General features: G+C 66.7%; 24 protein-coding genes. 7 read left to right on the plus strand and 17 right to left on the minus strand.

Annotated features, from left to right (window positions below):
* From pdeM to ACPRTJ_RS16550, 16 genes are all read right to left on the minus strand, one after another.
* Positions 1-660 (minus strand): ligase-associated DNA damage response endonuclease PdeM, encoded by a 660-nt coding sequence (gene pdeM, locus ACPRTJ_RS16475; protein WP_258659807.1) that lies wholly within the window; start codon positions 658-660, stop codon positions 1-3.
* A complete protein-coding gene (locus ACPRTJ_RS16480; protein WP_426427123.1) occupies positions 661-3,120 on the minus strand; it encodes a ligase-associated DNA damage response DEXH box helicase in 2,460 nt (819 codons plus the stop codon). It lies immediately after the preceding gene.
* Positions 3,121-3,203: 83 nt separating this feature from the next.
* On the minus strand, positions 3,204-3,968 hold the full coding sequence (locus ACPRTJ_RS16485) for an ABC transporter ATP-binding protein (protein WP_054914743.1): 765 nt from the start codon (positions 3,966-3,968) through the stop codon (positions 3,204-3,206).
* Positions 3,969-3,978: 10 nt separating this feature from the next.
* Entirely contained in the window at positions 3,979-5,094 is a 1,116-nt protein-coding gene (locus tag ACPRTJ_RS16490; protein WP_054914742.1) for a succinylglutamate desuccinylase/aspartoacylase family protein, read from the minus strand.
* Between the two features lie 8 nt (positions 5,095-5,102).
* Positions 5,103-5,813: an ABC transporter permease gene (locus tag ACPRTJ_RS16495; protein WP_043861955.1), complete on the minus strand. Its 711-nt coding sequence runs from the start codon at positions 5,811-5,813 to the stop codon at positions 5,103-5,105.
* Entirely contained in the window at positions 5,810-6,538 is a 729-nt protein-coding gene (locus ACPRTJ_RS16500) for an ABC transporter permease (RefSeq protein WP_043861954.1), read from the minus strand. Before ACPRTJ_RS16500 ends, ACPRTJ_RS16495 begins: the two co-directional genes overlap by 4 nt.
* A gap of 103 nt (positions 6,539-6,641) precedes the next feature.
* Positions 6,642-7,424, minus strand: a complete 783-nt coding sequence (locus ACPRTJ_RS16505) for a transporter substrate-binding domain-containing protein (protein WP_253086740.1) — start codon at positions 7,422-7,424, stop codon at positions 6,642-6,644.
* Between the two features lie 111 nt (positions 7,425-7,535).
* Complete coding sequence (locus ACPRTJ_RS16510; RefSeq protein ID WP_426427124.1) at positions 7,536-9,173, minus strand: ATP-dependent DNA ligase; 1,638 nt, start codon at positions 9,171-9,173, stop codon at positions 7,536-7,538.
* Entirely contained in the window at positions 9,170-10,186 is a 1,017-nt protein-coding gene (locus ACPRTJ_RS16515; RefSeq protein WP_078480563.1) for a ligase-associated DNA damage response exonuclease, read from the minus strand. The genes ACPRTJ_RS16510 and ACPRTJ_RS16515 overlap by 4 nt, the downstream gene beginning before the upstream one ends.
* 108 nt (positions 10,187-10,294) lie before the next feature.
* A complete protein-coding gene (locus tag ACPRTJ_RS16520) occupies positions 10,295-12,322 on the minus strand; it encodes a c-type cytochrome (protein ID WP_253086738.1) in 2,028 nt (675 codons plus the stop codon).
* A 176-nt stretch (positions 12,323-12,498) separates the two neighbouring features.
* On the minus strand, positions 12,499-14,937 hold the full coding sequence (locus ACPRTJ_RS16525) for a penicillin acylase family protein (protein ID WP_253086737.1): 2,439 nt from the start codon (positions 14,935-14,937) through the stop codon (positions 12,499-12,501).
* A gap of 116 nt (positions 14,938-15,053) precedes the next feature.
* Complete coding sequence (locus tag ACPRTJ_RS16530) at positions 15,054-15,695, minus strand: glutathione binding-like protein (protein WP_043862633.1); 642 nt, start codon at positions 15,693-15,695, stop codon at positions 15,054-15,056.
* Positions 15,696-15,793: 98 nt separating this feature from the next.
* The gene (locus ACPRTJ_RS16535) at positions 15,794-16,000 is read right to left on the minus strand and encodes an SEC-C metal-binding domain-containing protein (RefSeq protein ID WP_078480560.1); all 207 of its coding nucleotides are present in this window, start codon (positions 15,998-16,000) and stop codon (positions 15,794-15,796) included.
* 6 nt (positions 16,001-16,006) lie between these two features.
* Positions 16,007-16,486, minus strand: coding sequence for an LEA type 2 family protein (locus ACPRTJ_RS16540; RefSeq protein WP_043862632.1), 480 nt, complete (start codon positions 16,484-16,486; stop codon positions 16,007-16,009).
* A gap of 2 nt (positions 16,487-16,488) precedes the next feature.
* On the minus strand, positions 16,489-16,965 hold the full coding sequence (locus tag ACPRTJ_RS16545) for a YchJ family protein (RefSeq protein WP_043862631.1): 477 nt from the start codon (positions 16,963-16,965) through the stop codon (positions 16,489-16,491).
* Positions 16,966-16,969: 4 nt separating this feature from the next.
* Positions 16,970-17,464: a DUF6231 family protein gene (locus ACPRTJ_RS16550; protein WP_043862630.1), complete on the minus strand. Its 495-nt coding sequence runs from the start codon at positions 17,462-17,464 to the stop codon at positions 16,970-16,972.
* Between the two features lie 159 nt (positions 17,465-17,623).
* Between ACPRTJ_RS16550 and ACPRTJ_RS16555 the strand changes: the two genes are divergently transcribed.
* The 4 genes from ACPRTJ_RS16555 (at position 17,624) to ACPRTJ_RS16570 (ending at position 20,258) form a co-directional block, all read left to right on the plus strand.
* A complete protein-coding gene (locus ACPRTJ_RS16555) occupies positions 17,624-18,316 on the plus strand; it encodes an OmpA family protein (protein ID WP_043862629.1) in 693 nt (230 codons plus the stop codon).
* Positions 18,317-18,406: 90 nt separating this feature from the next.
* Positions 18,407-19,120: an OmpA family protein gene (locus ACPRTJ_RS16560; RefSeq protein ID WP_054914734.1), complete on the plus strand. Its 714-nt coding sequence runs from the start codon at positions 18,407-18,409 to the stop codon at positions 19,118-19,120.
* A gap of 111 nt (positions 19,121-19,231) precedes the next feature.
* Complete coding sequence (locus tag ACPRTJ_RS16565; RefSeq protein WP_043862627.1) at positions 19,232-19,507, plus strand: DUF1145 domain-containing protein; 276 nt, start codon at positions 19,232-19,234, stop codon at positions 19,505-19,507.
* Entirely contained in the window at positions 19,500-20,258 is a 759-nt protein-coding gene (locus ACPRTJ_RS16570) for a collagen-like protein (protein ID WP_426427125.1), read from the plus strand. The genes ACPRTJ_RS16565 and ACPRTJ_RS16570 overlap by 8 nt, the downstream gene beginning before the upstream one ends.
* An 87-nt stretch (positions 20,259-20,345) precedes the next feature.
* Here the strand turns inward: ACPRTJ_RS16570 and ACPRTJ_RS16575 are convergent, their stop codons facing one another.
* Positions 20,346-20,810: a CopD family protein gene (locus ACPRTJ_RS16575; protein ID WP_043862625.1), complete on the minus strand. Its 465-nt coding sequence runs from the start codon at positions 20,808-20,810 to the stop codon at positions 20,346-20,348.
* A gap of 97 nt (positions 20,811-20,907) precedes the next feature.
* On the opposite strand from ACPRTJ_RS16575, the gene dinG reads away from it, so the two are divergent.
* The 3 genes from dinG (at position 20,908) to ACPRTJ_RS16590 (ending at position 26,574) form a co-directional block, all read left to right on the plus strand.
* The gene (gene dinG, locus ACPRTJ_RS16580) at positions 20,908-23,052 is read left to right on the plus strand and encodes an ATP-dependent DNA helicase DinG (RefSeq protein WP_043862624.1); all 2,145 of its coding nucleotides are present in this window, start codon (positions 20,908-20,910) and stop codon (positions 23,050-23,052) included.
* 81 nt (positions 23,053-23,133) lie between these two features.
* Positions 23,134-25,320, plus strand: coding sequence for a beta-galactosidase (locus tag ACPRTJ_RS16585; RefSeq protein WP_054914731.1), 2,187 nt, complete (start codon positions 23,134-23,136; stop codon positions 25,318-25,320).
* Positions 25,321-25,428: 108 nt separating this feature from the next.
* Entirely contained in the window at positions 25,429-26,574 is a 1,146-nt protein-coding gene (locus ACPRTJ_RS16590) for a serine hydrolase domain-containing protein (protein WP_054914730.1), read from the plus strand.
* Positions 26,575-26,623: the final 49 nt, after the last annotated feature.

Below are 26,623 nucleotides of genomic sequence, written 5' to 3' on the forward strand. Positions count from 1 at the left end.
CTAGGGCTTGACCGGCCATACCTGCGCGTCTGCCGTCAGGTACACGCGCTCACCCGGCTGAGGCTGCACTGCCCAGCCGCCGGTGAAGTCCCCGAAGGCCGGCAGCAGGCCGAGCCGTTCGCCGATCACGAAGCAGGGCAGGCGCAGTCGTTGCCGCGCGCGCCCCCGCAGCACATACACCGGGTGTACGTGGCCGGCCAGCACCAGGTGCGTGGGATGGGGCTCGGGCTCGTGCTGCAAGGCGAACGGCCCCAGCAGCAGCGGGCCGTCCAGCACATCGATGCGCAGCCCCTCGGGCGGGTCGCCGGCATGCAGGTCGTGGTTGCCGCGTATCAGCGTGATCTTCAGCCGGGCGTGCCGTTCCCGCCATTGCCGCACGCGTTCCAGCGTGGCCGCGGCGCGACCGGTGCGTGCGTGCAGAAAGTCGCCCAGCACGATCAGCTCTTCGCATGGGTAGCTGGTCAGCAGCCGGTCCAGGCGTTGCAGGGTCGATTGCGTGGTGCCGCGGGGCACGGGCAGGTGCTGGGCGCGAAATGCCGCCGCCTTGCCGATATGCACATCGGCAACCAGCATCACCCTGCGCGCCGGCCAGTACAGCGCCTTGTCCCCCAGCAGCCAGAGCTGCTCGCCGTGTACGTCGATGTTCAGGCAGTGACTCATTCAGCGCTCCCGGCTCGCGGCCTTTTCCAGGTCGGCGACCATGCGGGCGATGCGGTCGGCGAGCTTTTCCGTGCTCAGGGTTTCGCGCATGCCTTCCACCAGCAGCGGAAAGGCCAGCGGACCCGGGCGCGCAAGCGGCTGCAGATGCAGGCGCAAACCGCCCAGCCGGCTCAGTACCTGCGCCAGGCGGTCGATCTCCAGCTCTGCGTTCAGCACCTCGTCACGGGCCTGGCCCAGCAGCAGGTTGCCCGCGTCGTGCTGGCGGAACACCTCGAAGAACAGGCCGCTGGACGCCTGGATCTGCCGGGTGCTCTTGTGCGAGCCGGGATAGCCGCCGAACACCAGCCCGGAGATCTGCGCGATTTCGCGAAAACGGCGCATGGCCATTTCGCCGGCATTCAGGCTGGCCAGCACGTCCTCGAGCAGTCCATCGGGGCTCAGCAGGTCCGGCAGCATGGCCGCCCACGGCACTTCGCCAGGGCACAGCAGTTCCAGGCCATAGTCGTTCACCGCAATCGAGAAACTCGCCGGCTGGCTGCGGCTGTAGCGCCACGCCAGCAGGCTGGCCAGCCCAAGGTGGGTGGTGCGCCCGGCAAATGGATAGAGAAACAGATGGCAGCCCTGACGCGAGGTCCAGGTCTCGGCCAGCAGCATGTCGTGGGTGGGGATCACCGACCAGCGCCGCTGCAGCTCCAGCAATGGCTTGACCGCCTGCATGGCCGGCCCGTGGTAGCGACCGTGCGCGGCGCTGTCGAGCTGCTCGACCACGGCCCTGGCCAGCTCGCTGGAAAGCGGCATGCGCCCGCCGTTCCAGCGTGGTACGGCAGGTTTGCGTGCGGTGCTGCGACGCACATAGGCGGTCATGTTGTCGATGCGCACCAGCTCCAGCGTGCGCCCGGCGAACAGGAAGGCATCGCCCGGGCGCAGGCGGGCAACGAAGGCTTCCTCGACACTGCCCAGGTTGCGCCCGCCGCCTCCCTTGCTCCAGAACTTCAGCTGGATGCTCGCATCGCTGACGATGGTGCCGATGCCCATGCGGTGGCGGCGCGCCAGGCGCGCGTTGGCCACCCGCCATACCCCGTCCGGCGCTTCGATGACCCGGTGATAGTCAGGGTAGGCGCCCAGCGAGGCACCGCCGTTGCGCACGAATTCCAGCGCCCATTGCCACTGTTCGTCGCGCAGGTGCCGATAGGCCCAGGTGCTGCGCACTTCCTCGAGCAGTTGCGCGGGGCGAAACCCGGCCCCCAGGGCCATGCTCACCAGGTGCTGCACCAGCACATCCATGCACAGCGCCGGAGAGCGCCTTGCCTCTATCTGGCGTGCTGCCACGGCCTCGCGGGCGGCGGCGGCCTCCACCAGCTCCAGGCTGTGGGTCGGTACCAGGGTCACCCGCGAAGGGCGGCCCGGCGCGTGCCCCGAGCGTCCGGCGCGCTGCATCAGACGCGCCACGCCCTTGGCCGAGCCGATCTGCAACACCCGTTCGACGGGCAGAAAATCCACCCCCAGGTCGAGGCTTGAGGTACATACCACTGCCTTGAGCTGGCCCTGTTTCAGGCTCTGCTCGACCCAGTTGCGGGTTTCGCGGGCCAGCGAGGCGTGATGCAGGGCAATGATGCCGGCCCAGTCGGGGCGCGCCTCCAGCAGCGCCTGATACCACAGCTCGGCCTGGGCGCGGGTGTTGGTGAACACCAGGCAACTGCTGCTGCGCGCCACCTCATCGCGCACCTGCGCGAGCATCTTGAGCCCCATGTGCCCGGCCCAGGGGAAGCGCTCGATGGCTTCGGGCAGCAGGGTATCGACCTCGATGCGCTTGTCCTGGCGGCCTTGCACCAGGCAACCGCCCTCGGGCAGCAGCACGTCGCGGGCATGCTCCAGGTTGCCCAGGGTGGCCGAGATGCCCCATACGATCAGGCCCGGGTGCCAGCGGCGCAGGCGCGCCAGGGCCAGTTGCAGTTGTACACCGCGCTTGTTGCCGAGCAGCTCGTGCCATTCGTCCACCACCACCAGGCGCAGGCTGGCGAACTCGCTCTGCGCCGCATCGCGGGTCAGCAGCAGGGTCAGGCTTTCGGGGGTGGTGATCAGGGCACTGGGCAGGCGCCGGCTCTGGCGGGCACGCTCGGCGCTGGAGGTGTCGCCGCTGCGCACGCCCAGGCTCCAGTGAATCTGCAACGCGTCCAGTGGCGCCTGCAAGGCCCGCGCGGTATCGGCGGCCAGGGCGCGCATGGGGGTGATCCACAGCACTTGCAGCGGTGCCGGGTGCTTGGCGCGTGGCGTGTCCTGGGCATGGAGGTGTTGCAGCGCGGCCAGCCACAGGGCGTAGGTTTTGCCGGCGCCGGTGCTGGCATGCAGCAACCCGGATTCGCCGCGGGCGACGGCGGCCCACACGCGCTTCTGAAAGGCGAAGGGCTTCCAGCCACGGGTGGCAAACCAGGGGCCAGCAAGGTCGGACGGTTTACGCATGCCGGGGCCGCTTGTGGGCAGTGGGTGTGTCTTCACAGACCATCAATGCCCGGCATTAGTTTTAGCGGGTGACAATCGTCGGGTTATTTGAGGTTGCCACTCAGGAACTGGCGCAGCCGCTCGCTCCTGGGGTTGCCCAGCACATCGGCCGGTGCGCCCTGTTCCTCCACCAGCCCCTGATGCAGGAACAGCACCTGGCTCGATACCTGCCGTGCAAAGCTCATTTCGTGGGTCACCATGATCATGGTGCGGCCTTCCTCGGCCAGCCCCTGGATCACCCGCAGCACTTCCCCCACCAGCTCCGGGTCCAGCGCCGAAGTCGGCTCGTCGAACAGCATCACCTCCGGCTCCATTGCCAGCGCCCGCGCGATCGCCACCCGCTGCTGCTGGCCACCGGACAGGAACGCCGGGTACTGGTCTGCCACCCGGGGCGCCAGGCCTACCTTGTCCAGGTAGGCACGTGCCCGTTCCTCGGCCTCGTGCCGGCTTACCCCCAGCACCCGGCGCGGCGCCATGCTGATGTTCTCCAGCACGCTCAGGTGGCTCCACAGGTTGAAATGCTGGAACACCATGGCCAGGCGCGTGCGGATACGCTGCAGCTCGTCGGCATCGGCCACGCGCAGGCCGTGGCGGTCGTGCACCATGCGCACCGGCTGGCCGTCCAGGGTCATGCTGCCCTCGTCGGGCTGTTCGAGAAAATTGATGCAGCGCAGAAAGGTGCTCTTGCCCGAGCCACTGGCGCCGATCAGGCTGATCACGTCGCCGGTGCTGGCCTGCAGTGAAACGCCCTTGAGCACATGGTGCTCGCCGTAGCGCTTGTGCAGGCCTTCGATGGTCAGTTTGTACATGCACGGCCCCTCATGGCGATAACAGGTAGCCGCTGCGGTACGGCTGGTTGCCCGCCACATGCGCAATCACCATGCCAGCGGTGGCCATGCGTCGCAGCGAGCGGGCATACAGCAGCCCGGCCTGCTGGTTGTATACCGGGGTCACGCGGTCGCTGAGCGGGTCGATCACCTCGGCGATCAGTTGCCCGGCCTGCACCGGCTGGCCCGGGGTGACATGAAACACCAGCAGGCCGCCCAGCGGCGTGGCCACCGGTTCGACCGCCGCCAGCGGTGTGGCCGGGTAGGGCAGGGGCGGCAAGGGGGCTGCCTCGCCTTCGATGGCACCGAAACGGGTCAGGTAGTTCAGGATCGCCTCGCAGTCGGTGCTGGCCAGCGGGTGGCTCACATCGCCCTGACCGCGCAGCTCCACCGTCACCGAAAAGCTGCCCTGGGGGATGGGGAACTGCTTGGCAAAGCGTTGCTGCAGCTGCCACCACACCAGGGTGAAACACTCATCGAACGACTGCCCGCCCGAATCGGTGGCCAGCAGGCTGGCCTGGGCCCCGAGGTAGCGCGACAGCGCCTCGACCCGGGGCCAGGCTTCCGGGGTGGTGTACAGGTGTGCGACGGCCTCGAAGTCGCAGTGCAGGTCCAGCACCATGTCGGCATCGCAGGCCAGGCGTTGCAGTACCAGGCGCTGGGATTGCAGCGGGGTGGCGGCGGGCTGCGCGTCCAGCGCCCGGCGCATGCACTCGCGAATCAGCTCGACGTTGTGCCGCGGGTCCTGGGTCAGGTGCGCCTCGATCTGGTCACCGATGGTGTCGCTCAGGTCGACGAAGTGGCGGTTGAAGTTCTCGCCGCTCTGCAGCTCGAAACGCCCCAGGGGCACGTCCATCAGCACCTGTTCCAGGCCCACCGGGTTGGCGATGGGCACCAGCACGATCTCGTGGCGCAGGCGGCCCTGGCTCTGCAATTCGCCCAGGCGTTGCTTGAGGTGCCAGGCCACCAGCATGCCGGGCAGCTCGTCGGCATGCAGCGAAGCCTGGATATAGACCTTGCCGGCACCGCGCGGGCCGAAGTGGAAGCTGTGGATCTGGCGGCAAATCCCCGGCACCGGGGCCAGGATGTCGTGGGTCTTGTGGTGCATGAACGGTCCTAGTGTGCGGGGCCGAGGAAGGCCAGCCAGCGTCGTTCGGCCAGGCGGAACAGGCCCACCAGTGCGAACGTCACGCACAGGTAGATGATGGCGGCCGTACCGAACGACTGAAAGGTCAGAAAGGTGGCCGAGTTGGCGTCGCGGGCGACCTTGAGGATGTCCGGCACGGTGGCGGTGAAGGCCACGGTGGTCGAGTGCAGCATCAGGATCACCTCATTGCTGTAGTACGGCAGCGAGCGGCGCAACGCGGACGGCATGATGATATAAGCATAAAGTTTCCAGCCGCGCAGGCCGTAGGCCCTGGCCGCTTCGACTTCACCGTGGTGCATGCTGCGGATGGCGCCGGCGAAGATCTCGGTGGTGTAGGCGCAGGTGTTCAGGGCAAAGGCCAGGATGGTGCAGTTCATGGCGTCGCGAAAGAAGCTGTCGAGCAGCGGTTGCCCGCGCACCACCTCCAGGCTGTAGATGCCGGTGTAGCAGATCAGCAGCTGGATATACAGCGGCGTGCCGCGAAACAGGTAGGTGTAGAACTGCACTGGCCAGCGCACCCACAGGCGCCGTGACACCCGTGCGATCGACAGCGGGATCGACACCACGAAGCCGATCAGCAGCGAGGCGCTGAGCAGCCACATCGTCATCGCCAGCCCGGTGATGTGGGTGCCGTCGGTATAGAGGAACGCGCGCCAGTATTCCTGCAGCAGCTCGATCATCGCAGTGCCTCCCGGGTGCCGACGTTGTAGCGCCGTTCGAGCCAGCGCAGGGCCACGTTTGAAGCGCTGGTGATCAGCAGGTAGATGAAGGCCGCCACCACCAGAAAGTAGAACAGCTGGTAGCTGCTCTTGCCGGCATCCTGGGCGGCCTTGACCAGGTCGGCCAGGCCGATGATCGACACCAGCGCGGTGGCCTTGAGCATCACCATCCAGTTGTTGCCGATGCCCGGCAGGGCGAAGCGCATCATCTGCGGGAACACCACGAAGCGAAACCGCTGAAAGCGCTTGAGGCCATAGGCGGTGGCCGCTTCGACCTGGCCGCGCGGCACCGCGAGGATCGCGCCGCGAAAGGTCTCGGTGAAATAGGCACCGTAGATGAAGCCCAGGGTGATGACCCCGGCAGCGAAGGGGTTGATCTCGATGTAGTCCCACTCCATGGCGTCGGTCAGGCTGGTGAGCCCGGTCTGCAGGCTGTAGAAGATCAACAGCATCAGCACCAGGTCGGGCACCCCGCGGATCAGCGTGGTGTAGAGCTGCGCGGGGATGCGTAGCAGCGGCAGCGCGGAGAGCTTGGCGCTGGCGCCGAGCAGGCCCAGGCCGACGCTGACCAGCAGCGACATGAAGGACAGTTGCAGGGTCATCCAGGTGCCTTGCAGCAGCAGCGGGCCGAAGCCCCTGAGGCTGAAGGCGCCAAGGCCCAGGTGTTGCAGGAGGTCGTCAAGCATGGGGCGAGCCTGTGCGGGTGGGACCTTGGGTACGCGGTGAGTCAGCTCTTGCACGCACCGCGAACCCGTGTAGGAGCCGGACTTGCCGGCGAAGAGGCCGGCCCTACTTGCCGCTGTACAGGTTCAGATCACCAAAGTGCTTCTTCTGGATGTCGGCATAGGTGCCATCATCGTGTAACGCTTTGATACCTTTGTTCAGCAAGGCCTTCAGCTCGCTGTTACCTTTCTTAATGCCCACCGCCGTCTTCGACGGCAGCAATTCGCTGTCCACCGGTTGGCTCACTTCGTAGCCCGCGCCTTGTGGCGATTTCAGAAAGCCCAGTTCGGCCTGCAGCATGTCCTGGATCGAGGCGTCCAGGCGTCCCGAAATCAGGTCGGCATACACCTGGTCCTGGTTCTGGTAGGCCTGGGTCTTGACCCCGGCCTTGTCCAGCACGGCCTTGGCATAGGCTTCCTGGATGGTGCCCTGCTCGTAGCCGACGGTCTTGCCCTTGAGCGAGGCCGGGTCGGCGCTCATACCTGCACCTTTTCTGAACACCAGTGCGGTAGGCCCGGAGAACAGCTCGTCAGAGAAGTCGATGACCTTCTCCCGCGCCGGGGTCACCGTCATGGACGAGATCACGCCGTCGAACTTGTTGGCCTTGAGGCCCGGAACCATGCCGTCGAAGTCGCTCTCGACCCACCTGCACTTGACCTTGAGCTCGGCGCAGATCGCGTTGCCCAGGTCGATGTCGAAGCCCACCAGGCTGCCGTCGGCGGCCTTGGACTCGAAAGGGGCGTAGGAGGGATCGACGCCGAAGCGCAGTTCCTTGTAGTCCTTGGCCAGGGTGTTGCCCGCAGCCAGGCACAGCGCTAGAGCAGACAGCGTCAGCAGAGCTTTTTTCATGGTGTGGTCCTTCAAGCGCAAATGATGGGTGGCTGCGCAGCGTTACCGCTGGCCGCTCGACATCAAGCTCACAGCAATTTCCGCACCATAGTCCCAATTGCTGCGTTTCGCTTACCCCAGCAGCGACTGCAACGTGGCCAGGTCGTCTGCTTCGTCCACCGGTTTGTCCAGGCGCCAGCGCAGCATCCGCGGGAAGCGCACCGCAATCCCGCTCTTGTGGCGCTTGGACAGTGCGATGCCCTCGAAGCCGAGTTCGAACACCAGCGTCGGGGTCACGCTGCGTACTGGACCGAAGGTTTCCACGGTGGTCTTGCGGATGATTGCATCAACCTTGCGCATCTCTTCGTCGCTGAGCCCCGAATACGCCTTGGCAAAGGGCACAAGGCTACGCTGCGGGCTGCCGGCGGGGGCGTCCCACACCGCAAAGGTGTAGTCGCTGTACAGGCTGGCGCGCCGGCCATGTCCGCGCTGGGCATAGATCAGCACCGCGTCCACGCTGAACGGGTCGATTTTCCACTTCCACCACACCCCCATGTCCTTGGTGCGGCCCACCCCGTACAGGGCGTCGCGGGCCTTGAGCATCAGGCCCTCGACCCCCAGGCTGCGCGATGCCTCGCGCTGGGCGGCAAGCTCGGTCCAGGTGTCGCCCTGCAGCACCGGCGACAGGCGCAGCGCCGGGTGCGCAGTGGTCTGCACCAGCGCTTCCAGCTGCGCCCGGCGCTCGGCCTGCGGGCGGCTGCGCCAGTCGGCGCCCTGCCATTCGAGCAGGTCGTAGCCCAATAGCACCACTGGCGCATCGGCCAGGATCTTCTTGCCCAGGGTCTTGCGCCCGATGCGCTGCTGCAGCAGGGCGAAGGGTTGCACGCCGTCGCGCCACACCACGATCTCGCCGTCCACCACGCAGCCATCGGGCAGCACGGCGGCCAGCGCCTGCAGTTCGGGGAAGCGCTCGGTCAGCAGCTCCTCGCCGCGTGACCACACCCACAACTGGCCCTCGCGTTTGACCACCTGCGCACGGATGCCGTCCCACTTCCATTCCGCCTGCCAGGCCTGGGGCGGGCCGAGCAGGGCGTCGAACTGGTCCACCGGCTGTTGCAGCGCATGGGCCAGAAAGAACGGGTACGGCTGGCCGCCGCGCTGGGCATGTTCGTCTTCGGACTCGGCCGCGATCAGCTTGAGGTAGCCCTGGGCCGTGGGGCGGTACGACAGGTCGGTGTAGCCCACCAGGCGCTGAGCCACGCGCTTGCTGTCGATGTCGGCCAGTTGCGCCAGGGCGCGGGTGACCAGCAGCTTCGACACGCCGACGCGAAAGCTGCCGGTGACCAGCTTCAGGCACACCAGCAGGCTCTGCCGGTCGAGCTGTGCCCACAGGGGCGGCAGGCGCTGCGCCAGGGTTTCGGGCGGCAGTCCGCGCAGCGGCAGCAGGCAATCCTCGACCCAGTAGGCCAGGCCCGCGTCGCTGCTGTGGGCGGCTTCGGGCAGCAGCAGCGAAAAGGTCTCGGCCAGGTCGCCCACGGCCTGGTAGCTCTCCTCGAACAACCAGTCGGGCAAACCCGACAGGCTGATTGCCAGCTCGCGCAGCAGCCGTGTGGGTACCAGCTGGCGCGGCCGCCCGCCGGCCAGGAAGTACACCGCCCAGGCGGCGTCTGCGGGGCTGGCGCTGGCGAAGTAGCGCACCAGTGCATCGCGCTTGGCGTTGCTCGAGGTGGTGGCGTCGAGCTGGCCGTAGAGTTCGGCGAAGGCCTTCATGCGCTGGCCTCGGTCGGGGCGCCTTCATCCTCGTCACCGTATTCGGTGACGAACGCCTGGGCATCCAGCCCGCGCTCGCACAGGTAGCGCACCAGCACGGCCACCGAGCCGTGGGTCACCATCACCCGCTGCGCCCCGGTCTGTTCGATGGCCCATAGCAGGCCGGGCCAGTCGGCGTGGTCGGAGAGCACGAAGCCGCGGTCCACCCCGCGCCGGCGCCGGGTGCCGCGCAGGCGCATCCAGCCGCTGGCGAAGGCGTCGCTGTAGTCGCCGAAGCGGCGCATCCAGCTGCTGCCGGCCGCCGAGGGCGGGGCCAGGATCAGCGCCTGGCGCATGCGTGGGTCGTGCTTGTCCATCTCGCTGGCATGCAGCGTGGCGGGCAGGGCGACACCCGCTTCGCGGTATACCCGGTTCAGCGGCTCGACCGCGCCATGCACCAGGATCGGCCCCAGGCTCGGGTCCAGGCCATGCAGGATGCGCTGCGCCTTGCCGAACGAATAGCAGAACAGCACGCTGGCCTTGCCCAGTGTGATGTTCTCGCGCCACCACGCATTGATCTGGTCGAAGATCTGCTGCTGGGGCTCCCAGCGGTAGATCGGCAGGCCGAAGGTCGACTCGGTGATGAAGGTGTGGCAGCGCACCGGTTCGAACGGTGCGCAGGTGCCATCGGGTTCGACCTTGTAGTCGCCGGACGCCACCCACACCTCGCCGCGATACTCCAGGCGCACCTGGGCCGAGCCCAGCACATGGCCGGCCGGGTGCAAGCTCAGGGCCACCCCGCCGTGGTCCAGGCGCTGGCCGTAGTCGAGGGTCTGCAGGTTGATGTCGGCGCCCAGGCGGCTGCGCAGGATGCCCGCGCCGGGGCTGGCGGTGAGGTAGTGGCGGTTGCCGTTGCGGGCGTGGTCGCCATGGCCGTGGGTGATCACCGCACGTTCAACGGGGCGCCACGGGTCGATGTAGAAATCCCCGGGTGGGCAATACAATCCTTCGGGTCGTGCAATCACCAGGTCCATGCCAAGGCCGCTGCGCTGGGGGTTTAACCTAGGAGCGCGGCCGGGCCGGTGAAGTTCGATCCGAAAGCGTCGCCGGCGTGCTGCCGGCTACGCTGCAGGGGGGCTGCTTCAGTAGCGCGCGTCTACCGGGCGCCCGCCGTTGGGCCAGTCCTTGACCTTGTCGGGGAAGTCCGGGCGTGGCTGGCTGGAGAACCAGGCCGCCACGTCCACCGCGTCCTGGTCGGACAGGCCGCCCTGGCCGAGCGGGAACTTCTCGTGCATGCCGATCGGCATGTTGCGTTTGACGAAGGCGGCCGCAGTGTAGGTGCGCGCCATGCCGGCACCGATGTTGAACGACTGCTCGCCCCACAGCGGCGGGAAGATCCAGGTGCCGTCGGCGCGGGTCAGGCCTTCGCCGTCGTTGCCATGGCACACCGCGCACTGCTGGGCATACACCTGCTTGCCGTTGTCCAGGTCGGGCTTGATCGACGGGTCGACCTTGCCTACGCCGCGCCCTGGCACCTTGTCCTCGGGCTTGGTGTTGTTCTTCATCCACTCGAAGTACGCCACCATCGCCTGCATGTCGGCCCCTTGCGGTGGCAGCGGCGAGCCGCTCATCGAGCGCCGGAAGCAGCCGTTGATGCGCTCCTCCAGGGTGATCACCTTGCCCGCCCGTGGCGCATAGCCGGGGAAGAAGGCCGATACCCCGACGAACGGCGAACCGTCGGCCACGGTGCCGGCGTTCAGGTGGCAACTGGTGCAGTTGAGCGCGTTGCCGACGTTGTCGGGCAGCAGGTCACGGGTCTGCAGGTGCAGGCGCATGCCGCGCACCACCTCATCGGCATTGCTGGCCGCCAGCAGGTCGGCCAGGCGCGGGGTCTCGAAGGTCGAGGCGTCGCGATCCTGGGGCTTGAGCTGCTGGCGCAACTTGGCCACCTGCGCTGCGCTGATCGCCGAGCCGTCGTTGCCCCAGCTGCTGCGCACGAACGTGAGGATCTCGGCGATCTCGGTGTCGGTCAGGCGCGAGAACCCGGGCATGGTGTACACCCGCGGGTGGGCGACGGTTTCGGCGGTCTGCCAGCCGGTCAGCGTGATGTGCAGCAGCGAGGTCGGGTTGGCCGAGGCCACGCTGGGGTTGTGCGCCAGTGGCGGGAACATGCCCGCCACGCCGGCGCCGTCCGGGCGGTGGCAGTCGCTGCAGAACTGCGTGTAGCCCAGCCCGCCGCGGGTGGTGAACAGGTTGTCCGGCGCTGGGGCAGGGGTTCGTTCCACCATCGGCATCGGCAGGTCGTCCTTGCCCGGCGGCAACGACTTGAGGTAGCGCGCGATGGCGGTGAGGTCGGCGTCGGTGAAGTGCTGGGTACTGTGGGAGATCACCTCGGCCATGTTGCCCGACACCGTGGCAAAGCGGTTCTGCCCGGTCTTGAGCAACTGCACGGTGTCGTCCACCGTCCACAGGTTGCGCAGGCTCAGGGCGCGCCAGTGCTCCACGGTCTCGCCTGCCAGGAAGTGCTGGCCGGCGCTGCCGGCGTCGTCCATGGCCTTTTCCTGGAAGGCCACGCCGCGCGGGGTATGGCAGGCGCCGCAGTGGCCCAGGCCCTGTACCAGGTAGGCGCCGCGGTTGAGCTCGTCGCTGCGGGCCGGGTCGGCCACGAAGGGCTGCTTGTCGAGAAACACCAGGTTCCACAGCGACAGGCCCCAGCGCTGGCTGAACGGAAACTTCATGTCCGCTTCCAGGTTGGGCTGGTTGACCGGCTTCACGTCCTCCATCAGGTAGGCGTACAGGTCGCGCATGTCGCCTTCGGTCATTTTCGCGTAGGAGGGGTAGGGCATGGCCGGGTACAGGTTGGTGCCGGCCGCGTTCACCCCTTCGCGCATGGCGCGGTCGAACTGCTCGAAGGTGTAGCGGCCGATGCCGGTGACCTTGTCGGGGGTGATGTTGCTGGAGTAGATGGTGCCCATCGGCGTGGTCAGTTCGAGGCCGCCGGCCATCAACTCGCCGCCCTTGGCGGTGTGGCAGGCCACGCAGTCGCCCAGGCGGGCAATGTAGGCGCCGCGTTCGACTGCCGTTGCCGGGGGCGGCTCACTGGCAGAGGCGGGGTACGCAAACAGCAGCGTCGAGCCAAGCATGGCCAGACGCGATACAAGAGAAGCCATCGCAATCGTCCTTTGGATGCGGCCGCAGGTGGTCCTGTAGGCACGTATCCGCAATCGTTTTTATAGGGTCATCAGACAAACCCGGTTATAGCCGATGGACGAGGGTGGCACTTTGATATGGATCAGCGCGGGGCGAGAAGGGGGCTCGCCGCCAGGGCGACGGCGAGCCGAAGGGGTTACTTGCCGGGCACCAGGGTCAGGCGCTTGCTGCCGTAGGCGCGTTCGAAGTTCTGCGGCTGCATCGGGAAGGTCACGTAGCTGCCCTTGAACCAGGCATCCAGGCCGTCGGCGAAATGCGCGCTGGCCGGGTTGCCCGACTGCCCGCTGCTGCTCACCCCCTGCAGCGGCTCGGCCAGGCCGAAGTCGACCACCATGCGCATCGACGGCATCAGGCGGGCGTTGAAGTCCTGGCCCCAGGCATAGGCCGAGGCGTTGAGTGTGGTGTGGTCGCCGCCGGTGGCCAGCGGGCCGCGCTTGAGCGTGTCGCCCAGGCCATAGGGTGCGCTGACGGGCCAGTGGTACTGGTGCAGCTTGCCCCATTGCCAGGCCCGGCGGTCGGTGCCCATCTGCGCTTCGCCGGCGCTGATGGCCGCGGCCAGGCTGCGGGCCAGGATCGTCGGCTTGTCCTGCTTGCCCGGACTGTTGCGGTCATCCCAGAACGGGCTGTCGTCGCGGCCCAGCAGGTGATCGGCCTGGGCCGAGTACGACAGCCGCGCATTGGCGACGAAGGCTTGCCAGCTCGGGCTGGTTTCAGGCCCCAGTTCATCGAGGAAGATCTGCCGGGCGCTTTGCTGCAGGAACAGCTCGTACACCGCGGCATCCGCCGATTGCGGGCTCAGGCGCCCGTCGAACGCCATCAGCCGGGTGTAGGCCTCGCGGGCGCGGGCCTTCTGCTCGGCGGGCAGGGCGTCGATGGCCTGCTTGAGCGGCTGGGCCATGCCGGGTGCTTCGAACATGGCCTTGAGCTTGGCGGCGAACAGGGTGGTCTGGTCGTACTGCATGGCGATCAGGCTGCGGCTGTCGTGCTTGCCGTTGCCGGCCAGCTGCGCCAGGCGTTCGGCACGCTCGGGGTAGTACCAGCTGTTGGACAGTTGCAGGCCATAGCCCTTGGGAATGCTGCGCTGGTTGGCATTGCCCAGCCAGCCTTGCGGCGGGTCCTGGTCGTAGGGGTGGAGCATGGCGTCGGCGTAGCCATCCCAGTCATAGCGCCCGTCGGCACCTGGGGAGGGCAGCAGGCCCTGGCCTTCGCGGCGGTTGGGGTAGCGGCCGGTAACCTGCCAGCCCACGTTGGCGGCGTCGGCGAACACCAGGTTCAGCGCGGCGGCGCCGATTTCGCGGCTGGCGTCGAAGGCACGTTCGACGCTCTGTGCCCGCGACAGGTCGAAGAACGCATCAAGGCTCTTGTCGCCCTTGAGTTCGGGCATCTTCAGGGCCAGGCCGAGGCTGCCCTGGGTGCCGGTCAGCAGTGCGCCGTGGCGGGTTTCGTACAGGGTTTCGCGTTGCGGGCGCTGGCCCTTGACGAAGTAGGTCTCGTTGCGCGCCTGCACCGGCTGCCAGCGGCCGTCGACTTCATAGAGCACGCGGTTGCCTTCGCGCTTGAGTTTTTCCAGGTACAGGTCCTGGTTGTCGCCCATTGCCGCGCTGCTGCTCCAGGCCAGCTTGCCGTTGAAGCCGGACAGCACGAACGGCAGGCCGGCCAGGCTGAAGCCGGCGGCCTGGTATTTGGTGGTACGTACCTGCACCGGGCTCAAGGCCCAGGCGCCCTGGCTGTCGCTGGCCAGCAGGCTGCGGCCGCTGCGGCTGCGCTGCGGGGCGATGGCCCAGTTGCTCGACGCCGGGGTGCCCAGCAGGTTGAGCGCGGCCAGTTGCTCGCTGACCTTGTTCAGTGTGGCCAGGCCCGGCAGCTGGCTGCCCGGGTTCAAACCCTTGAGCTTGTCGGCTTCGGCCATGGCCAGCGGTTCGTCCGGGTAGCTGGGCAGCAGCCACGGCAGTGTGTCGGCACCGACTTTCTGCGCCAGGGTCAGTGCGGCGATTTCTTCCTGCAGGTTCACCGACTGGCTGAAGCTGTACAGGCTGAAGATCAGCGCCGAATCTTCAGGCTTCCAGTACTCGGGGCGGTAGCCGCTCTGGGCCAGCGGGGCCGGCAGGCGGTCGCGGTAGCGGAACAGGTAGGCGTTGACCCCGCGTGCGTACACCTCGAAGAAGCGCTTGAGGCGCGGCGAGGCGTCGGCGTAGAGGTCGCTGGCGTTCTTTTTCAGGTTGACCGCGCGCATGAAGCGGTCGACCTCCAGCGCATCCGGGCCGGCCATCTCGGCCAGGCGCCCCTGGGCCAGCAGACGCATGCCGACCATCTGCCCGATGCGATCGCCCGCGTGCACATAGCCCAGGGTGAACAGCGCATCGTGGAAGCTGCTGCTCTCGATCAGCGGCATGCCCAGGGCGTTGCGCCGCACCGAGACGTTCTGTGCCAGCCCCTTGAGCGGTTGCACGCCGCTGGTGGGGATGACGCTGTCCTGATGGTTGCCCAGTTGGCAACCGCCCAGGCTGAGCAGCCCGAGCAGGGTCGCGGCGACGCCGAACCGGGGTAGAACGGGGGAAAGGGCTGGCGAGGCCATGGGCAAGGCTCCTGCAGGGGATGGCGCTAAAAGGCGCTACGTTAGTGAGCGCGATCACGCCATGCAAGCGGGGGCGCGGGCTTTATTTTCAAAGTACCGCGCGGCCTTGTCGTGGTTCAGGCTGGCGGCGGGTTGATCTGCTCGACCAGGGCGTAGGCGCGCTGTGTGGCGGGGCGTGCCTGGATGCGCTGGAACCAGCCTTTGAGGGCCGGGAAGTCGTCCAGGTTCTGCTGCTGCCAGGTGTGCGAAACGATCCACGGGTAGATCGCCATGTCGGCGATGCTGTAGTCGTTGCCGGCGACGAATGGTCGGTCGGCCAGGCGCTTGTTCAGTACCCCGTACAGGCGCGCGGTTTCGTCCACGTAGCGCTTGATGGCGTAGGGGATCTTCTCGGGGGCGAAGCGGTTGAAGTGGTGGTTCTGCCCGGCCATCGGGCCCAGGCCGCCCATCTGCCAGAACAGCCATTGCAGGGCCTCCTGGCGGCCGCGCAGGTCCTTGGGGATGAACTGCCCGGTTTTTTCGGCGAGGTAGAGCAGGATGGCCCCGGACTCGAACAGCGACAGCGGCTGGCCGTCGGCGGTGTCATGGTCGACGATGGCCGGGATGCGGTTGTTGGGGGCGATTTTCAGAAAGTCTTCGGCAAATTGCTCGCCCTTGCCGATGTTGATCGGGTGAAGGGTGTAGGGCAGGCCGGTCTCTTCGAGAAACAGGGTGATCTTGTGGCCGTTGGGGGTGGTCCAGTAATACAGGTCGATCATGGTCACGCTCCGTTTGATGGTCGTCTGCTGGAACTGTGCTTGATGTCGAGGCGCAACGTGTGTGGGAGCGGGTCAGGCCCGCTCCCACAGGGGAGGCATCAGGCCCCGTGGCACTTCTTGAACTTCTTGCCGTTGCCGCATGGGCAAGGGTCGTTGCGGCCAACGTCCTTCAGGGCATTGCGCGCAGGTTCCTGAGGGGCATGGTTGCAGTGCGGGCCATGCACATGGCCGTGGTCATGATCATGCGCGTGATGGTCATGATCGTGATTGCAGTCGGGGCCATGAACGTGGGGTTGCTGGGTCATCGAGGGTTACTCCGGAATGAGATCGGCGGGAATTATCTCACCCTTGCGCAACAAGTGCAGGTCGTGGGCAAAGAATAATCCGGTGCTCAGCTCACCCTCCAGGCGATAGGGGATGGCCTGATCGGGGCGCTTGAGCAGCTTGGCGATGGGTTTGAGCTGGCGCCACAGGTTGGTACGCACCGGTACCTGGATGGTGCGCCGACTGTGCGCGTCCACCCGAAACCACTGGCCGTGGTCGCCTTCGACCAGCAACAGGTCGGCCAGGTACACCGCGTAATGCAGGTTGCGCACCTGCAGGGTGCTGTCGTTGGGATTGTCGATGCGAAAGTGCAGGATGAACTCCTGCTGCATCAGCCGCGCCTTTACTGTCTCGACCCGCACCAGGTGCACGCCGGGGTCCTGGTAGCTGCCGCCCCACCAGCTGGCGCAGCCCGCCAGATTCATCAGCAGCAGGCCGATGAGCAGCCGACGGGCGCAGGTGGTCATGACTAATGGCTCATGTAGCTGGCGCAGCACTTCTTGAACTTCTGCCCGCTGGCGCATGGGCAGGCGTCGTTGCGCCCGGCCTTGAGGCCCACCGTGGGGTCGATGAAGTACCAGTGCCCGCCGTTGTGCACGAAGGCCGAGCGCTCGCGGTGGCTGTGCTCGCCGTCGTTGTCGTGCCAGCGCGCCGTGAAGGTGACGAACGCGTGATCGGGCTGGCCGCCGAACACCTCGGCGCTCTCGACCTCCAGGCCCAGCCAGGTGCTTTGCGCGCTCCAGGCGGCAATGCCGGCGCGATCCAGCCCGGCCTGCTGCACCGGCAGGGTGGTCTTGATCAGGTAATCCACCAGCCCCAGCACATAGGCGCTGTAGCGCGAGCGCATCAGCGTCTGTGCATCGGGCGCCGGGTGGCCGGCATGATAATGCCCGCAGCAGGCATCGAGCAGGTTACCGCTGCCGCACGGGCAAACCGAGACACTCATTGCATCACCACCAGTACTTTCCAAAATTTTGCGGGTTGGCCCAGAACTTGGCGTTGAGCCAGTCGGGTACCTGTTTGTAGTCACGTAGATCATAGGTGAACAGGTTCAATACCTGCTCGTCACGTTGAAAACGCTCGCTGTCCTGCAGCGCCAGTGCGTAGAAGTCGGTGTCGCGCCAGCCGCTGGCCGCAAGGTCGACCAGCACCGCCACGCGGCTGGCGTTGAGGTTGCGAATGCCGCCGAGCAGTTGCAGGCCCTGCTGGTTGCTCAGGTGTTCCAGGCAGTCCACCAGCACCGCCAGGTCGAAACGCTGCGCGGCAAGCTCGGCCGGCAGCGCGCCGGGGCGGGCCACGGCGATCTGCGCCTGCGGGTGCGCGGCGGCGAAGGCCTCCAGTGCCGGAAACGACGTGCCCACCAGCAACAGGCGTTGCGGGGCATGGTGCTCCAGCAGGGCGGCGAGGGCCTGCTGGGGCGTGCGCGAAGAAAAACGGTCAGTCATCGAAGCTCCTCGTTAATGCGTCAAGACTAGCCGGCCCGCGACGCAAGGCATAGAGGCACGCGCAAAGCGCCATGGCTTATTGCTGGCGCAGATGGAATCACCGGTCTTTACTCCCAGAGCATCGGTTTTGCACCGATTCCCCCTAGGAGACGCGACAAAATGAGCATAGTTCGCACAGCATTGCCTCTGGTTCTGCTAACCAGCGTATTGACTGGTTGTGCAGGTTTGCAAAAAACCGACTGGCCGAAGTGTGCCGCCGTCGGGGGCGTTGGCGGTGCCGCCCTGGGCGCCATCGAAAGCTCCAGCTGGGCCGGCTGGGGCGCGCTGCTCGGCGGCGGTCTGGCGGCCGGTTACTGCTGGGCCCATGGCGACGGCGACGAAGACGGTGATGGCGTACCGGACAGCCGCGACAAGTGCCCGGGCACCCCGCGTGGCGTTCAGGTCGATGCCAACGGCTGCCCGCCGGAGCCGGTCGCGGTGGTCGAGGAAGTCGTGGTGGTCAAGGAAGAGGTCATCGTTATCCGCGATGTGCTGTTCGAGTTCGACTCGGCCAGGCTCACCACGGCTGACAAACTGCGCCTGGACAAGATCGCCACGCGCCTCAAGGCCGAAGCCCCGAGCGCACGCCTGAGCGTCACCGGGCACACCGACAGCCGCGGTAGCGATGCCTACAACCAGAAACTCTCGGAGCGCCGCGCCCATTCGGTGACCGACTACCTGGTCGAGAGCGGCATTGCGCGCAGCAGTTTCGTTTCGGTGCAGGGCGCCGGTGAAACCCAGCCGGTGGCAGACAACAACACCGCCGACGGACGCGCGATGAACCGCCGCGTGGAAATTCGCATCGATCGCTGAAGCCCTTGCACCCCGCGGCTTGTGAAGTGTCGCGGGCGCGTCTTTACTCCTGTGTGACCGGTACTGGCCGGTGACACAGGAGCATTCCCCATGAATGTAATCACCAAGGCTGCGCTGCCCGTGCTCGTGGTCGCCAGCCTGCTGTCCGGTTGCGCTACCCACAGCGATGGCAGCGCCCCGTTGAACCAACGAACCTGGCCCCTATGCAGCCTGCTGGGCGGCGCCGTGGGTGGCGGCCTGGGCGCCATCGAAAGCTCTGCTTGGGCCGGTGGCGGCGCGGCGCTGGGTGCCATCGCCGGTGGCCTGATCTGCTTTGCCCAGGACGGTGACGAAGACGGCGATGGCGTGTTCGACCGCCGCGACCGCTGCCCCGATACCCCGCCCAACACCCCGGTGAGCCACAACGGTTGCCCGTTGCCCCAATACCCGCCGAGCGAGAAGGCCCCGGCGCCTGAGCCCGAGGTGATCACCCTCAACGACCAGGGCAGCGTGATGTTCGCCTACGACTCGGCCGAACTCACCCCGGCCGCCCAGCAGCAGTTGCGTACCCTGACCGGCAAGCTCAATGACCCGAGCGTGGCCAGCATCAAGGTGATCGGACACACCGACAGCCGTGGCAGCGATGCCTACAACCAGGCGTTGTCCGAGCGGCGTGCCAGCAGCGTGGCCGAGTACCTGATCAGCCAGGGCCTGGCACCGCAGAAAATCACCAGCCAGGGGCGTGGCGAGCGCGAGCCGATTGCCGACAACGAAACCGATGCGGGCCGCGCGCAGAATCGCCGGGTCGAATTGCACCTCAATTGATCGACAGCGGGGCTGGCATCCGGAGGGTGCCAGCCGGTAATGTGGCGTGCAGTGCCTGTGTCGCGTAAGCGGGCCGCCAAACAAGAAAACGCAACAACAAGGGGCGCGGGTATGAAGGCGTTGTGGGGGCTGGGCAAGGCCCTGACGGTAGTGTTCTGGTGGGTGGTACTGGTGAATCTGCTGATGCCGGCAGACAAGCCGTTCCACCAGCTGATCAACCTCGCGGGGGCCATGCTGCTGGTGCTGCACGTGCTCGAGGTGCTGATGTTCAACGGACGGTTGCGTGAGCGCAGCCATCGTTGGTTCGACCGTTTGCAGATTCTGCTGGTCGGCATCTTTCATATCCAATCGATACCGGCCCCGCGCCAGGAGGCTGGTCATGCGTAAGGTCGTGTTGTTGGCAGCACTGTTCAGCCCGTTGGCCCTGGCCGATGCGATCAGCGTGGCGGCGCACTCGGTGCTGCGCCTGCCGAACAAGGCCAGCGTGGTGCACCTGCAGCGCCTGGAGGTGGCGGATTCGGCCACCCTGGTGCTGCCGGCGAGCCTGGTGGAATTGAAGGTGGATGAGCTGCACCTGGGCAACCAGGCGCGCATTGCCATCGTGCCGGCCGAGCATGCGCTGAGCATGGAAGTGGCCCAGGCGCAGTTGGGCCAGGGCAGTGAGATTGCTGCCCACGGTGCGCCGGGTACCTATGAGCGGGTCGCCAGGCCCGGACGTGACCTGAGCTTGCGCATTCAGGCGCTGGAGGCTTCAGAACTGGCCATCGACGCCCGTGGCGGCGCGGGGGCACCGGGGTATGTGGGGCTCGATGGTGGCAACGGCAAGGCGGGTGGTTGCACCTGGGGCCAGGCCAGCGGTGGCGCCAATGGCGACAACGGGGGCGATGGCCATGACGGGGCGCCCGGAGGCCGGGTGCGCCTGGCACTGCCGGCCAGCTTCCCGGCCGAGCAGATCAAGGTCAGGCTCGACGGCGGTGCGCCGGGGCTGGCAGGTGCGCCGGGCAAGCCGGGCGCAGGCGGGGCCAGCAAGGGTTGCCTGGTGTACCGCACCGATGCAGGGGCGACGGGAAGACCCGGGCAGCCCGGGCAACCGGGGGCGGCCGGGGCTGACGGGGAGCTGATTCTTCAGCGCCTCTGATCTTCAGGGCCGCTTCGCCGGCCAGGTCGGCTCCTGCAGGCAAACGTGGCCTTTGCAGGAGCCCGCCTTGCTGGCGAAGCGGTCACCTCACACCAGCAGCCGGCTCGATGCCACCAGCACCACCGCAATACCCAGCAGCAGATTGATCCCCACCAGGCGCCGAATGCGCCCGAGCACTGCGGCCCCGGCGGGCCAGTCCTGCGCCTTCACCGCCTTGCGCAACTCTGGCAGCAGCAGCGCCTGGATTCTCAGAAACAGCGCAAACATCGCAATCCCTGCGCCAATCATCACCTGCACATAACGTGGCGCAGTCTCGAACCCCGAGAAGCGCATGTGCATCATGCCAACGCCGGTGATCGCCAGCACCGCGACCGCCACCCAGACCCACACGAAAAAACGTTGAAACACTTCTACCCACAGCGTCAGCCGTGAAGGGCCGTCAAGCGCGGCCACCATGGCCGGGCGCAGGATCAGCCAGGCGAAGAACATGCCGCCCACCCAGATCAGGGCGGCCAGCAAATGCAGGCTGTAGGGGATGGCAAAGGCGGTCATCGGGAACTCCATTCGGCGCAAGGGGCAATAGCGGGGTATGATAGCGACCCATTCGAAACACTGAAAATTTATCCAGCCCTCCGGGCGCCCCGACACCATGATCAGCAACGAACTCAAATCCCAGATTCAGGGCGCCTATTCGCGTTTTCTCGAAGCCAAGAGCCTCAAGCCCCGCTACGGCCAGCGTCTGATGATCGCCGAAGTGGCCAAGGTGCTGGGCGACATCGCCGTGGACGACGAAGGCCGCCGCAGCGGCGAGCCCGCCGTGGTCGCGGTCGAGGCCGGCACCGGTACCGGCAAGACGGTGGCCTACAGCCTGGCCTCGATTCCCGCGGCCAAGGCTGCTGGCAAGCGCCTGGTGATCGCCACCGCCACCGTGGCCCTGCAGGAACAGATCGTGTTCAAGGACCTGCCGGACCTGATGCGCAACAGCGGCCTGAACTTCAGCTTCGCCCTGGCCAAGGGGCGTGGTCGCTACCTGTGCCTGTCCAAGCTCGACCTGCTGCTGCAGGAAGGCCACGCCCAGACCGCCACCGCGCAGCTGTTCGAGGAGGAGGGCTTTCGCATCGAGGTGGACGAGGCCAGTCAGAAGCTGTTCACCAGCATGATCGAGAAACTGGCCGGCAACAAATGGGACGGCGACCGCGACAGCTGGCCACAGGCCCTGGAAGACCAGGACTGGTCGCGCCTGACCACCGACCACAGCCAGTGCACCGGCCGCCACTGCCCCAACTTCGGGCAGTGCACCTTCTACAAGGCCCGCGAGGGCATGGGCAAGGTCGACGTGATCGTCACCAACCACGACATGGTGCTGGCCGACCTGGCCCTGGGCGGCGGCGCCGTGCTGCCCGACCCGCGCGACACCATCTACGTGTTCGACGAAGGCCATCACCTGCCGGACAAGGCCATCGGCCATTTCGCCCATTACACCCGCCTGCGCTCGACCGCCGACTGGCTCGAGCAGACCGCCAAGAACCTGGCCAAGCTGCTGGCGCAGAACCCGCTGCCGGGCGACCTGGGCAAGTACATCGAGCAGGTGCCGGAACTGGCCCGCGAGATCAAGGCCCAGCAGCAGTTCATGTTCAGCGCCTGCGAGCAGGTGGCGGAGTTTCGCCCCGGCGAAGACATGGAAGGCCGCGAACGCCCGCGCTATCGCTTCGTCGGCGGCGTGGTGCCCGAGCACATGCGCGAGATGGGCATCGAACTGAAAAAGGGCTTTTCGCGCCTGACCGACCTGTTCACCCGACTCACCGACCTGCTCAAGGAAGGCATGGACGCGGAAGTCAGCATCGGCATCCCCAGCCACCAGGCCGAGGAGTGGTACCCGTTGTTCGGCAGCCTGCAGACCCGTGCCCAGGGCAACTGGGAGCTGTGGACCGCCTTTACCGCCGAAGACCCGGAAGACAGCCCGCCGATGGCGCGCTGGCTGACCCTGGCCGAAAGCGGTGCGCTGTTCGATATCGAGGTCAACGCCAGCCCGATCCTGGCGGCCGAGATGCTGCGCCGCAACTTGTGGAACGTCGCCCATGGCGCCCTGGTGACCTCGGCCACCCTGACCGCGCTGGGCAAGTTCGATCGCTTTCGCATGCGCGCCGGGCTGCCCAAGCTGGCCGTCACGGCGGTGGTGCCCAGCCCGTTCCACCACGTGGATGCGGGCGTGCTGCGCGTGCCGGACCTGCGCGCCGACCCGCGCGATGCTCCGGCGCATACCGCCGCGATCATCCGCGACCTGCCCGAGCTGGTGGAAGGCTCGCGTGGCTCGCTGGTGCTGTTCTCGTCGCGCAAGCAGATGCAGGACGTGTTCGACGGCCTGGACCGCGACTGGCGCAAGCAGGTGTTCATCCAGGGCAACCTGTCCAAGCAGGAAACCCTCAACAAGCACAAGGCGCGCGTCGACGGCGGGGACTCCAGCGTGCTGTTCGGCCTGGCCAGCTTTGCCGAAGGGGTCGACCTGCCGGGTGCGTATTGCGAGCACGTGGTCATCGCCAAGATTCCCTTCGCGGTGCCGGACGACCCGGTCGAGGCGGCCCTGGCCGAGTGGATCGAGGCCCGTGGCGGCAACCCGTTCATGGAGATCGCCGTGCCGGATGCCTCGCTGCGCCTGATCCAGGCCTGCGGGCGCCTGCTGCGTACCGAACAGGACCGCGGCACCATCACCCTGCTTGACCGGCGCGTGGTCACCCAGCGCTACGGCAAGGCTATCCTCAATGCGCTGCCGCCGTTTCGCCGGGAAATTTCCTGAGCGGCACAGCGCTTTGCAGTGCCCCGTTGTCTATTGCACAGATCAAGGCCCGCAAGGGCCATCAAGGAGAACTCCAGCCCTATGTTGCGCCGTACCCTGCCTGCCGTGATTGCACTGTTGTTCAGCTCGCCGCTGCTGGCCGGGCAACAGACGCTGTTCAACTTCGTTCGCCCGGCCGCGGTGGTCAATGTGGTGACCGAAGATGCCAGCCTGCCGCAGTACAACGCGGAGCAGACAGCCGAGGGCGAGGTACTGCGGCGCGTGGTGTTCAACCCCGTGGAGCGCCCGAGCCTGCGCCTTAGCCCGCAGACCGGGGTGTGGGACTGGACGGGCGCTACCGCGCTGACCTTGCGCATGCAGAGCGCCATGGACTGGGCGCTGAGCGTCGACGTGACGGTGCTCAGCAGCGACGGCAGTACCCTCACCAGCCGCATCGACCTGCCGGCCGGCCCGGCACAGACCGTGATGGTACCGCTGACCGCCAGCTCGCCGCTGACCCAGGGCATGCGTGTCGGCCCGCCGATGCCGTTCCGTCATCAGGGCCAGCGGGTGCTGCTGACCAGCAGCGAGGGCAAGGCCGACCTCAAGCAGGTGGTATCGGTCACGCTGTCGATGCCCAGGCCCAAGGTGGCGCAGAGCCTGCTGATCGAGCGCTTTGGCGTGCAGGACGACGACGTGCTGCAAAAGGCCGCCTATGCCGGCCTCATCGACGGTTATGGGCAGTCCACCCGTGGTCGCTGGCCCGAAAAGATCAGCAGTGACGACCAGCTCAAGGCGGCTGCCCAGCGCGAGCAGCAGCAGCTCAAGGGCTGGCTGGACGAGCGCAGCAAGCTCAAGCTGGACACGTTCGGCGGCCTGCTTGGCGCTGAGGCATTCGAGGCCAAGGGGTTCTTTCGCACCGAAAAGCGTGAGGGTCGCTGGTTTCTGGTCACACCGCTGGGGCATCCGTTCTACTCACTGGGGGTCAATGCCGTGGCGGCCGATGGCGGGCGCACCTACGTGGAAGGGCGCGAGTCGATGTTCACCGCCTTGCCCGAGGCGCAGACCCCGCTGGCGCAGTACTACGGCCAGGGCGACAACCTGGACGGCAACGGTTCTTCCCAGGGGCGCGGTTTCGGCAAGGGGCGCTGGTTCGACTTCTACGCCGCCAACCTGGGCCGTGGTCACGCCACGCCGACGTTCGACCAGGCGCGCTGGCAGGGCCAGAGCCTGGATCGCCTGCAGGCCTGGGGTTTCAACACCCTGGGCAACTGGAGCGACAACGGCCTGCAGAGCGAACGCCTGGCCTACACCCTGCCGTTGTCCATCGGCGGCGACTACACCAGCATCAGCACGGGGGTGGACTGGTGGGGTGCGATGCCCGACCCGTTCGACCCGCGCTTTGCCATGGCCACCGAACGTGCTGTGGCGATTGCCGCGCGCGACCATCGCGACGATCCGTGGCTGATTGGCTATTTCGCCGACAACGAGCTGGCCTGGGCGGTGCCGGGTAATGAACCGAAGCAGCGTTATGCGCTGGCCTATGGCACCTTGCGCCTGACCACCGACTCGCCGGCCAAGCGTGCCTTTCTCAAGCAGCTGCGCGACAAGTACCGCAACCAGGAAGGCCTGTCCAAGGCGTGGGGCATCGAACTGACGGCGTGGGAACTGATGGAGGACCCGGGTTTCGAGCCGCCGCTGCCCGACCCCGCGCACCCGGAAATCGAGGCCGACTTCAAGTATTTCCAGCGGGTGTTTGCCGAGACCTACTTCAAGACCATCTCCGACTCGCTGAAATGGCATGCGCCCAATCACCTGCTGCTGGGTGGGCGGTTTGCGGTCAGTACGCCTGAAGCGGTGGCGGCGTGTGCCAAGTACTGTGATGTGGTGAGCTTCAATGTGTATGCACCCACGCCGCAGGATGGCTACGACTTTGCCCAGCTCAATGCGCTGGACAAGCCGGTGCTGGTGTCGGAGTTCCAGTTTGGCTCGCGTGATCGTGGGCCGTTCGGGCCGGGGCCGATGGAAGTGGCGCGTGAGGAGGACCGTGGGCCGGCCTATGCGAACTTCGTCAAGGCGGCCTTGAAGGAGCCTTCGATTGTGGGGGTGCATTGGTTCCAGTACCTGGATCAGCCGGCCAGCGGGCGTTTGCTCGATGGCGAGAATGGGCATTTCGGCTTGGTGGGGATTACCGACGTGCCGTTTCAGGGGTTTGTGGAGAGTGTGCGCAAGAGCAATCTTGGGGTGGTGGAGCAACTGAACAAGCCGCTGGTGATGCCGGCACGGTAGGCGCCTGAGAGCGCAAGGGGACCGCCTGGCTTTGCGGTGTTCCCAAAAACCTCCAGTGCTGGAACAATGCCAGCCATTTTGTGGCGCAGTACGGCGGGGTAATTACGGGTGCAGATTCAAGGTCATTACGAACTCCAGTTCGAGGCGGTACGCGAAGCCTTCGCAGCACTTTTCGATGATCCCCAGGAACGCGGCGCCGCACTGTGCATCCAGGTCGGTGGCGAAACGGTCCTCGACCTGTGGGCCGGCACCGCCGACAAGGACGGCCAGCAAGCCTGGCACAGCGATACCATCGCCAACCTGTTCTCCTGCACAAAAACCTTCACCGCCGTCACCGCCCTGCAACTGGTGGCCGAAGGCAAGCTGGCGCTGGATGCACCGGTCGCTCGCTACTGGCCAGAATTTGCCCAGGCCGGCAAGAGCTCGGTAACCCTGCGCCAACTGCTGTGCCACCAGGCCGGCCTGCCGGCGATCCGCCAGTTGCTGCCCGCCGAAGCCCTGTACGACTGGCAGACCATGGTCGACACCCTGGCCGCCGAAGCCCCCTGGTGGACCCCCGGCACCGCCCACGGCTACGCCGCGATCACCTACGGCTGGCTGCTGGGCGAGCTGATTCGCCGCGCCGACGGCCGCGGCCCGGGCGAGTCGATCGTGGCGCGCACCGCCAGGCCCCTGGGGCTGGATTTCCATGTGGGACTGGACGATGAAGAGTTCTACCGTGTCGCGCACATCGCCCGGGGCAAAGGCAACCCGGGTGACGAGGCAGCCAAGCGGCTGCTGCAGGTGACGATGCGTGAGCCCGAGGCGTTGTCCACCCGCGCCTTCACCAACCCGCCAGCCATCCTGACCAGTACCAACAAGCCTGAGTGGCGACGCATGCAGCAACCGGCGGCCAACGGCCACGGCAACGCACGCAGCCTGGCCGGGTTCTATGCCGGGCTGCTGGACGGCAGCCTGCTGGAATCGGAACTGCTCGACGAACTGACCCGCGAACACAGCCTGGGCCAGGACATGACCCTGCTGACCCAGACCCGCTTCGGCCTGGGCTGCATGCTTGATCAGCCACAGGTGCCCAACGCCACGTTCGGGCTGGGCGCCAAGGCTTTCGGACACCCGGGGGCCGGCGGCTCGGTCGGTTTTGCCGATCCGGAACACGACGTGGCCTTTGGCTTTGTCACCAATACCCTGGGCCCGTATGTCCTGATGGACCCGCGGGCACAGAAACTGGTTCGGGTGCTGGCCGGCTGCCTTTGATCGGGTAAGTCCCTGCAACCGGAACCCATTGTCTATTCTGGATTCCAAC

This window comes from Pseudomonas palmensis (assembly GCF_049942755.1).
GTDB classification, from domain to species: domain Bacteria; phylum Pseudomonadota; class Gammaproteobacteria; order Pseudomonadales; family Pseudomonadaceae; genus Aquipseudomonas; species Aquipseudomonas palmensis.